Source organism: Streptomyces sp. NPDC004561 (assembly GCF_053602155.1).
The window spans coordinates 1-8359 of sequence record NZ_JBSGDB010000390.1 but is presented as its reverse complement, the minus strand read 5'-3'; the positions used below and the strand labels follow the sequence as shown (position 1 = coordinate 8359).

The following is an 8359-nucleotide window of genomic DNA, read 5'->3' as shown; positions in this document are numbered from 1 at the left end:
CGCCCTAACCACGCACGCCCCCCGCGACCTTTCTGGCGCGCGGGGGACGTCCGTCGTCACTGATCTACTGGCTGGTGGACTTCCGATGGCCGGCGATCAGGCGCCGTGCGGCAGTGACGGCTTTGTCCTCGGTCTCTTCGGCGGTGCGCCGGTGTTGTGCGTAGGCCCCGAGGTTGTAGAGGGCGGCGTAGCCGTGGGCGAGGGCGACGACCTGGTCGTACAGGTCGAAGACGTCTTCGTAGGTGGTGCCGGCGGAGGCGGCGGTGACCAGTTCGATCTGCAGGTCGGTGAGCTTGCGGGTGTGTTCGTGCAGGTCCGCGTACTTGGGGTCCTGGAGGCCGTCCAGGAAGACGATGTCCAGGCCGACGCGGTGGTTGATGACGTAGCGGGTGTAGGCGCCGACGGCCGCGGCCAGGCGTTCGACCGGGTCGCTGCCGGCCCTGTCGGCCACGTCCTGGACCCGCTCGGCGAGCTCCTGGGCGATCTGGGCGGCGACCGCGGCGAGCAGGCTCTCGCGGTCCGGGAAGTGGCGGTAGGGCGAGGCCGAGCTGACTCCGAGGCGGCGCGCGAGCTTGGCGACGGAGAACCCGGCGAGGCCGTCCGCCGCGAGCAGGCTCATCGCCTCCTGCACCAGTGCCGCGCGCAGATCGCCGTGGTGATAAGGGCGGGCACCCGGCGCCGAGTCTCGCATCACTCTTCATCTCCCTCGTTTGACTCCATGCTAGAGCCCTCTTACATTGATGTGAGAGGGCTCTAGCATGCATGTGACATGCAGGAACGTAGCAAGATGCCGATCTTTGCACGCCTCACAGGGACCGCGACGGTGGACATCCACGGCGGCGAACTGATCCTGTGACGCACGCCGGTATCCGAACAAGCAAAACAAGGTGCTGCTGAGCGGCTTCTGTGTGAGAGACCAATGGGAGAATGTCAGATGAAAGCATGGTTCATTACGGGCGCTGGTCGCGGACTTGGCCTTGAGGTTGCCCGGGCGGCACTTGAGTCCGGAGACCGTGTGGTTGCCGCAGTCCGCAAGCCGGAGCAAGTCAGCGCGGCGCTGTCCGGATTTGGTGATCGCCTGCTCACGTTGAAACTGGACGTCACCGATCACGCTGCGGTCCAGGCCGGCGTCGACCAGGCCGTGGCGCGTTTCGGCCGCATCGACATTCTCGTCAACAACGCCGGATATGGTCAGCTCGGCGCATTCGAGGAAATTTCCCCGTCCGCGATGGAGCGGCAATTCGCGACGAACGTATTCGGGACGATGGCTGTGACGCGGGCGGTTCTGCCGGTGATGCGAGAGCAGCGTTCGGGCCATGTCTTCACGGTGTCGTCCATCGCCGGAATGATGGGCTTCGAAGGCGCGTCCGCCTACACGGCGACCAAATTCGCGCTCGAGGGCTGGGCGGAGACCCTCGGCCTGGAAGTCGCCCAGTTCGGCATCAAGGTCACCCTCGTCGAGCCGGGATTCTTCCGTACGGACTTCCTCGATCCGAGCTCGGCCTCCTACGGCGACGTGGAGGTGTCGGATTACGCTGACTACTCGGCCGCGCAAAAGGCCGGCTATGACGCGGCGAACCACAACCAGACCGGTGATCCGGTGAAGTTCGGCAAAGCGGTTGTCGCTCTGGCCGCGGCCGATGAGCCGCCGGTGCGTTTTGCCGCAGGGCCTGACGCGTACGAGATCGTAACCAATCGGGCCGAAACGCTACGCGTCAACGCTGAGAAGTGGCGCGACCTTTCCATCTCGACCGACTTCCAGAGCTGACGAACCATGGGCGACGTTCTCGCCTGACATCCCGAACCAGAGTCGACGCCCGTACGGCAGTCGATCACGACGACCCCGGCGGCCCGATGGCCGCCGGGGTCGGTTCCTGAGTCCGGGCCGAGCCCGATGCTGCCGATGTGATTGCCCTGGATCGGATGGTTCACGAAGCGCGCAGGGCGCGGTGCGATTTCGACGAAGCCGACACGCACACCGGCTCCGAGTCGACGACAGCCACGGAGACGGGTGCGAAGCCGGACACAGGGCAGCGCGTTCCTGATCCGCTCAGTACGTCCTGAGCGGCCCCCTACGGGACTGAGCCTCGCGATCGGACGCCGGAGGGCGACTCGTTCAGGAGTCGGTGAACAGGACCCCGGCGGCGACCAGCTCGTCGATGCGCGAGTGGTCGTACACCTCGCCGGCTATCTCGCGTGTGTGCTGGCCGACCCGTGGTGCGACACCTTCGCGCTCGGGACGGGAGCCCCCGAATCGCCACGGCGGCCGCAGCAGGGAGACACCGTTGTGCTCCGGCTCGACGAGCTCGAGCCACTCGGTCTGCGGGTGGTTGATGTACCCGGAGACGGTCAGCACCGGCGCGAAGGGGACGTCCGCCTCGGTCAGTCGCTTCTCCCACTCGCGCGCCGGCCTGGTGAGGAACTCCGCCTTCACGATCTCGACCAGCTCGAAGTAGTTGCGTTCACGGTCCGGGTACGTGGCGAACCGGGGGTCGTCCGCCAGATCACGCCGGTCGAGCGCTTCGACCAGGCAGTGCCAGAACTTCTGCTGCGACGACAGGTGTATCGCGAAGTCCTCCCCGGAAGCGGACTTGAGACAGAAGTTCTGCGCTTGCGGGTGACGGCTCTGCCGGGTGGGGTCCTGGTGCCCGTCGTCGAAGTACTGGCTGACGGCGTCGGCGGTGATCGTGCTGACCGCCTCCATGATCGAGGTCTCCACGTGCTGCCCGGCGCCGGAGGCGGCGCGGCCGACCAGCGCCGCGAGCACACCGGTGGCGGTGGACAGGCCGGTGACCAGGTCCGCGAGGATGGTGCCGGTCAACTGGGGGGTACCGGCGTCGCCGAGAAGGGAGTACAGCCCGCCGACCGACTGGCCCATGGTGTCGTAGGCGGGACGCTGGGCGAACGGGCCGCCGTTCCCGAAGCCGGTGACGGACGCGTACACCAGATCGGGCCGGAGCGCCGCGCATTCCGCCTGGCCCAGCCCCAGAGAGGCGAGCTTCCCCGCGCGCAGGTTCTCCAGCACCACGTCGAAGCGGGGGACCAGTGCCTTCACGAGCGCCACGCCCTCGGGCTTCTTGAGGTCCACCGCGAGGCTGCGCTTCCCGGCGTTGTACTGGATGAAGTACGGGCTGCGGTCGTTCTTGTGGCGCCGGAAGTCCTCGCCGGTGCCAGGCCTCTCGACCTTCACCACCTCCGCGCCCAGCGCGCACATCAGCGAGCTGGCGTAGGGTGCCGAGATGTACCCCCCAAGCTCCAGGATCCGGATGCCGTTGAGCGGCTTGTGCTGCATCGGTGACCTCGCTTCATTGTGACGGTCGCCAGCTGATGAAGTATGTAAAATATTTTTTCCGCGCGCTGTCAAGGGTTGAGCCCGGTTGATGCCGGATCGTTTCGACCGGGCCGAGCGTCGCGACGAGTGCTTGCGTGACCTGCGTCTCATTGCCCCTGGCGATGGGTAAATATATTTTATTTAAACTTCGCGACTGAGCAAGAGGGAGTTTCGACATGGCGACCACTGCGACGCCCGCCGGCGCCGAACCCGCGCCGCAGGCCGTCGACTTCTGCCGGCTGGACGAAGCGATCTCCCGGTACGTACGCCCAGGTGACGCCGTGCACGTGATGATGGGGCACAGCCGCTGGAGCGCCCTGGTGCGGGAACTCGCCCGTCAGTACTGGGAGAAGCCCGCCGACTTCACCTTGATCATGGCGAGTCTGTCCTCGCTGGGGGCCGTGCTCTTCCGTGCGGGCTGCCTGAAGAAGGTCGTCACGGTGTACTCCGGCGACTCGTTCCCGGTCTTCACCCCCAACCCCGTCTTCCAGGAGGCGTACGCCTCGGGCGCGGTGGAGGTCGAGAACTGGTCCTTCCTGACCTTCATCCAGCGGCTGCGGGCCGCGGCCACCGGAGTCCCCGCGGTCGTGACGGGCTCGGTGCGCGATTCGTCGATGACCGAGAACGAGGCCTACCAGGAGGTGGACACCGCCTTCGGCCGGGTCGGCCTGGTCGCGCCGCTGGTGCCGGACGTGACCTTGGTGCATGCCGCGGTGGCCGACCGGCAGGGGAACCTGGCGATCGCGCCGCCGATGTTCGAAGGTGTGGTGGGAGCGCTCGCCTCGCGGCGCGGGGTGATCGCCACGGTCGAGAAGGTCGTGGACGATCTGCGGCCCTGGTCGTCCCTGGTACGCATCCCCGCCCACCGGGTCCTGGGCATCGTCGAGGCGCCGTTCGGCGCGCACCCCGGCGGTGTCTTCCCCGGGCCTTCCGGAGCGCGGCTGCCCGTGCGGGGCTACGTGGAGGACATCCCCTTCTGGGTCTCCGCCCGCGAGGCGAGCAGGGGACCGGACTTCGAGGACTGGCTGCGCGAGTGGGTCCTTGAGCCGGCCGACCACGAGAGCTACCTGGCGAAGCTCGGCCCGGAACGGCTCGGAGGACTGATCCGCGGGGCCGAGGGGCCGCCGGCACCCCCCGCCGGGGCAGAGCGCGTCGGACCGCCGACCGCGGCCGAACGGGCCGCCGTATGGCTCGCCGACCTCGTGAACCGGCGGATCACCGAGACCTCGGCGGACACCGTGCTCGCCGGGGCGGGGCTGGCGAACCTCGCCGCCTGGGTCGGAGTCGGACAGGCCAAGGCGGCCGGCCACCGGGTGGCGCTCGCGGCCGAGTTGGGACTCTGGGACTACACCCCCACACCCGGCGACCCGTTCATCTTCAGCTTCTCCAACTTCCCGTCCTCGTCCATGCTGCTCGACACGGAGCAGGTGCTGGGGAACCTGGTCAACGGCGCGTTCTTCCGGTCCATCGCCTGCGTGGGCGCCGCCCAGATCGACCGGCAGGGCGACATCAACACGACCAAGATCGAAGGCGGCCCCTATCTGGTCGGATCCGGCGGCGGCAACGACGTCATCACCAACGCCGACGAGGTACTGGTCGTCGGCATCATGGGCCGTCGGCGCTTCGTCGAGAAGTGCGGCTACGTGACCAGCCCCGGCCGGCGCGTGCGAGCCGTCGTCACGGACCTCGGGACGCTGACGATGCGGGACGGGGAACTCGTCCTCACCCACATCGCGCCCGGACCGGAGCCACTGGCCGAACGGATCGCCCACGTCCGCGACCAGTGCGGCTGGGACTTGTCCGTCAGCCAGGACCTCGAGGAACTCCGCCCGGTCACGGCCGCCGACGTCGGGGAACTGCGCGCGTACGACCCGGAGGGGCTGTTCCTCGGCCGGGCACGCGCACAGGCCCCGCAGCCGGTCTCGGATTTGGTTCCCCTCTCCGCCCCGAACACAGGAAGGAAGGAAAATGCCCACACCCGTTGAAGAGACGGTCAGTGCGGACGACTTCGCTCAGATTCGTGCCCAGGTAAGGGAGTTCATCCGGGAGGAGGTCGTCCCCCGGGAACGTGAGATCGCGGACGGCGACGCGATCCCGGACGACCTGCGCCAGAAGGCCGCGGCGATGGGCCTGTTCGGCTACGCGCTGCCGCAGGAGTTCGGCGGGCTGGGGCTTGTCATCACCCAGGACGTCGAGCTGGCCTTCGAGTTCGGCTACACGGCACTGGCCTTCCGCTCGCTGTTCGGGACCAACAACGGCATCGCCGGCCAGGTGCTCGCCGGCTTCGGTACCGACGAGCAGAAGAAGCGGTGGCTGGAGCCGATGGCCGCGGGCGAGTGCATCGCCTCCTTCGCCCTGACCGAACCGGAGGCGGGGTCCGACCCGTCCGGCATGCGCACCACCGCCACGTGGTCGGCCGACGGATGGACCATCAGCGGCCAGAAGAGGTTCATCACCAACGCCCCGCTCGCCGATCTCTTCGTCACCTTCGCCAAGGTGCGGGGGACCGACGCCGAGAACAAGATCGCGGTGTTTCTGGTCCCGGCCGGCAGCAAGGGGCTGACCGTCGCCGCCAAGGACCGCAAGATGGGCCAGGAAGGAGCCACCACCGCCGACGTCTACTTCGACCAGGTCCACGTCGGCCACGAGGCGCTGATCAGCGGCGAGGTGGAGACGGGATTCCGGGCGGCCATGACCGTCCTCGCCCGCGGCCGGGTGCACATCTCGGCACTGGCCACGGGGCTGGCGGAGCGCGCCCTGGACGAGTCGGTGGCCTACTCCGCCCAGAACCGGCAGGGCGGTGTGCCGACCGGGGAGCAGCAGCTCGTCCAGGCCATGCTGGCCGAACAGCAGTCGCTCGTCATGGCGAGCAAGGCGCTCGCCCGGGACGCCGCGCGGCACTACCTCGACGGCTCCGACCGACGGCTCGGGCCCTCCGCGGCCAAGCTGTTCTGCACCGAGTCGGCCGGCCGGGTCGCCGACCTCGCCGTCCAGGTCCACGGGGGCAGCGGCTACATGCGGGAGGTCGCGGTGGAGCGCATCTACCGGGACGCGCGCCTGCTGCGGCTCTACGAGGGCACCAGCGAGATCCAGAAGCTCATCATCGGACGGGAACTCATGCGGCGGGAGCGTGATCGTGCGTCCCGCGCATGAGAGCCGGGGCCGGCGCGGCCCGGACGCCGGATCACACGATCGGAAGGAACAACCATGAGCCGCTACGCACGCTTCTCCAACCTCCGCGTGGACGGGCCCGACGAGGCCGGAGTGATCGAGCTCGTGCTCGACGCGCCCAAGCTGAACGCCGTGAGCGAGGCCGCCCACGCGGACCTCGCCGAGATCTGGCGTGAGTTCGACGCGGACCCCGAGGTGAAGGCGGTGCTGCTGCGGGGCGAGGGCAAGGGATTCTCGGCCGGCGGGTCCTTCGACCTCGTCGAGAAGCTGACGAACGACTTCGACACCCGTACCCGCACGATGCGTGAGGCACGGGACCTGGTCTACAACGTCATCGACTGCTCGAAGCCGACCGTCTCGGCGATGCACGGTCCCGCCGTGGGAGCCGGACTGGTGGCCGGTGTGCTCGCCGACGTGTCCGTGGTGAGCAGGACCGCGAAGCTCATCGACGGCCACACGAGGCTCGGTGTCGCCGCCGGCGACCACGCGGCGATCTGCTGGCCGCTGCTGTGCGGCATGGCGAAGGCCAAGTACTACCTGATGACGTGCCGTCCGCTGACCGGTGAGGAAGCGGAGCGGATCGGGCTGGTCTCGCTGTGCGTGGACGAGGACGACCTGCTGCCCACCGCCCGTGAGGTCGCCCGTGAGCTGGCGCTGGGTGCCCCGTCGGCGATCCGCTGGACCAAGCAGTCGCTGAACAACTGGTACCGGCAGGTCGCCGGTTCCATCTTCGACGCCTCGCTCGCCCTGGAGTTCTACGGCTTCGGCGGACCCGAGGTGCGCGAGGGACTCGCGTCGCACCGCGAGCGGCGCAAGCCGAGCTTCTGATCCGGCTTTTGTTCACGTGAGTAGAGGAGAGGTTCTCATGAAGCCGTACCGTTCGATGCTGTTCGTACCGGGTCACAAGCCCACGTGGGCCGAGAAGGCGATCGCCGCGGGCACCGACGCCGTGATCCTCGACCTGGAGGACTCGGTGCCGGCCACGGACAAGAGCGACGCCCGCAAGACGGTCCGCGACACGATCGAGCGGCTGCGCGCCCAGGATGTCCGCGCCGACGTCTGGGTCCGCCCCAACAGCGTCGACAGCGGTCTGTTCGGCGCCGATGTGGAGCAGGTCGTGACGGCCGGTCTGGCCGGGCTGTTCCTGCCCAAGGTGTTCACCGCCGAAGAGATCGTGCGCATCGACGCGGTGGTCTCGCACATCGAGGAGCGGGAGGGGCTCGAGCGTGGCTCGATCGGCCTGCTCGTCAGCTTCGAGACCGCGGTCTCGATGGCTCACTGCGAGGAGATCGCGGCGGCCAGCCCGCGGGTCGTGAGCCTGCTCGGCGCGACCGGCCCCAATGCCGATGTCGGCCGTGAGCTCGGCTTCGAGTTCACCCCGGAGGGCCTGGAGACGCTCTACCTGCGCAGCCGGATCATCCTCGCCGCCCGGGCCGCCGGTCTGCACCACCCCGTGGGCGGTGTCTGGCAGGACATCGCCGACCTCGACGGTTTCCGACGGTTCGCCGAGGACAACCGCCGCCTCGGCTACCGGGGCATCGTCCTCATCCACCCGTCGCACGTGGCCCTGGCGAACGAGGTCTTCACACCCGCGCCCGAGACGGTGGACCACTACCGCAGGATGATCGCCGCTTTCCATGAGGCGGAGGCCAACGGCAGCGCGGCGGTCACCTTCGAGGGGCAGCACATCGACCTCGCCCACGCCAAGACGGCACAGGGCGTGATCGACCTCGCCGACGCCATCGCCGGGAACTGACGGCAGGCAAGAGGCACTCGGCAGTACCGGACGAGCCTGTGCCGCGTCCACCAGGGCGGCGACACGCTCCACGCCGAACACGTAGCCCTGCACCCCGCATC

7 protein-coding genes are annotated in these 8359 nt (G+C 68.5%); 5 read left to right on the top strand and 2 right to left on the bottom strand.

Features of this window, described 5'->3' with window-relative positions; translation table 11 throughout:
• Window positions 1-64: 64 nt before the first annotated feature.
• Window positions 65-691 carry a TetR/AcrR family transcriptional regulator gene (locus ACWEN3_RS35165; protein ID WP_452979379.1) on the bottom strand — a complete coding sequence of 209 codons (627 nt, stop codon included), beginning with the start codon at window positions 689-691 and terminating at the stop codon, window positions 65-67.
• A 228-nt stretch (window positions 692-919) separates the two neighbouring features.
• Between ACWEN3_RS35165 and ACWEN3_RS35160 the strand changes: the two genes are divergently transcribed.
• The gene (locus tag ACWEN3_RS35160; protein WP_452979376.1) at window positions 920-1768 is read left to right on the top strand and encodes an oxidoreductase; all 849 of its coding nucleotides are present in this window, start codon (window positions 920-922) and stop codon (window positions 1766-1768) included.
• A 348-nt stretch (window positions 1769-2116) separates the two neighbouring features.
• Here the strand turns inward: ACWEN3_RS35160 and ACWEN3_RS35155 are convergent, their stop codons facing one another.
• A complete protein-coding gene (locus ACWEN3_RS35155) occupies window positions 2117-3292 on the bottom strand; it encodes a CaiB/BaiF CoA transferase family protein (RefSeq protein ID WP_452979373.1) in 1176 nt (391 codons plus the stop codon).
• A gap of 215 nt (window positions 3293-3507) precedes the next feature.
• Between ACWEN3_RS35155 and ACWEN3_RS35150 the strand changes: the two genes are divergently transcribed.
• From ACWEN3_RS35150 to ACWEN3_RS35135, 4 genes are read left to right on the top strand one after another with little or no spacing between them, the layout of a single operon-like run.
• Window positions 3508-5316, top strand: coding sequence for a CoA-transferase (locus ACWEN3_RS35150; RefSeq protein WP_452979371.1), 1809 nt, complete (start codon window positions 3508-3510; stop codon window positions 5314-5316).
• Window positions 5300-6484, top strand: a complete 1185-nt coding sequence (locus ACWEN3_RS35145) for an acyl-CoA dehydrogenase family protein (protein WP_452979368.1) — start codon at window positions 5300-5302, stop codon at window positions 6482-6484. The genes ACWEN3_RS35150 and ACWEN3_RS35145 overlap by 17 nt, the downstream gene beginning before the upstream one ends.
• Before the next feature lie 54 nt (window positions 6485-6538).
• A complete protein-coding gene (locus tag ACWEN3_RS35140; RefSeq protein ID WP_452979365.1) occupies window positions 6539-7330 on the top strand; it encodes an enoyl-CoA hydratase/isomerase family protein in 792 nt (263 codons plus the stop codon).
• A gap of 37 nt (window positions 7331-7367) precedes the next feature.
• A complete protein-coding gene (locus ACWEN3_RS35135) occupies window positions 7368-8258 on the top strand; it encodes an HpcH/HpaI aldolase/citrate lyase family protein (protein ID WP_452979362.1) in 891 nt (296 codons plus the stop codon).
• Window positions 8259-8359: the final 101 nt, after the last annotated feature.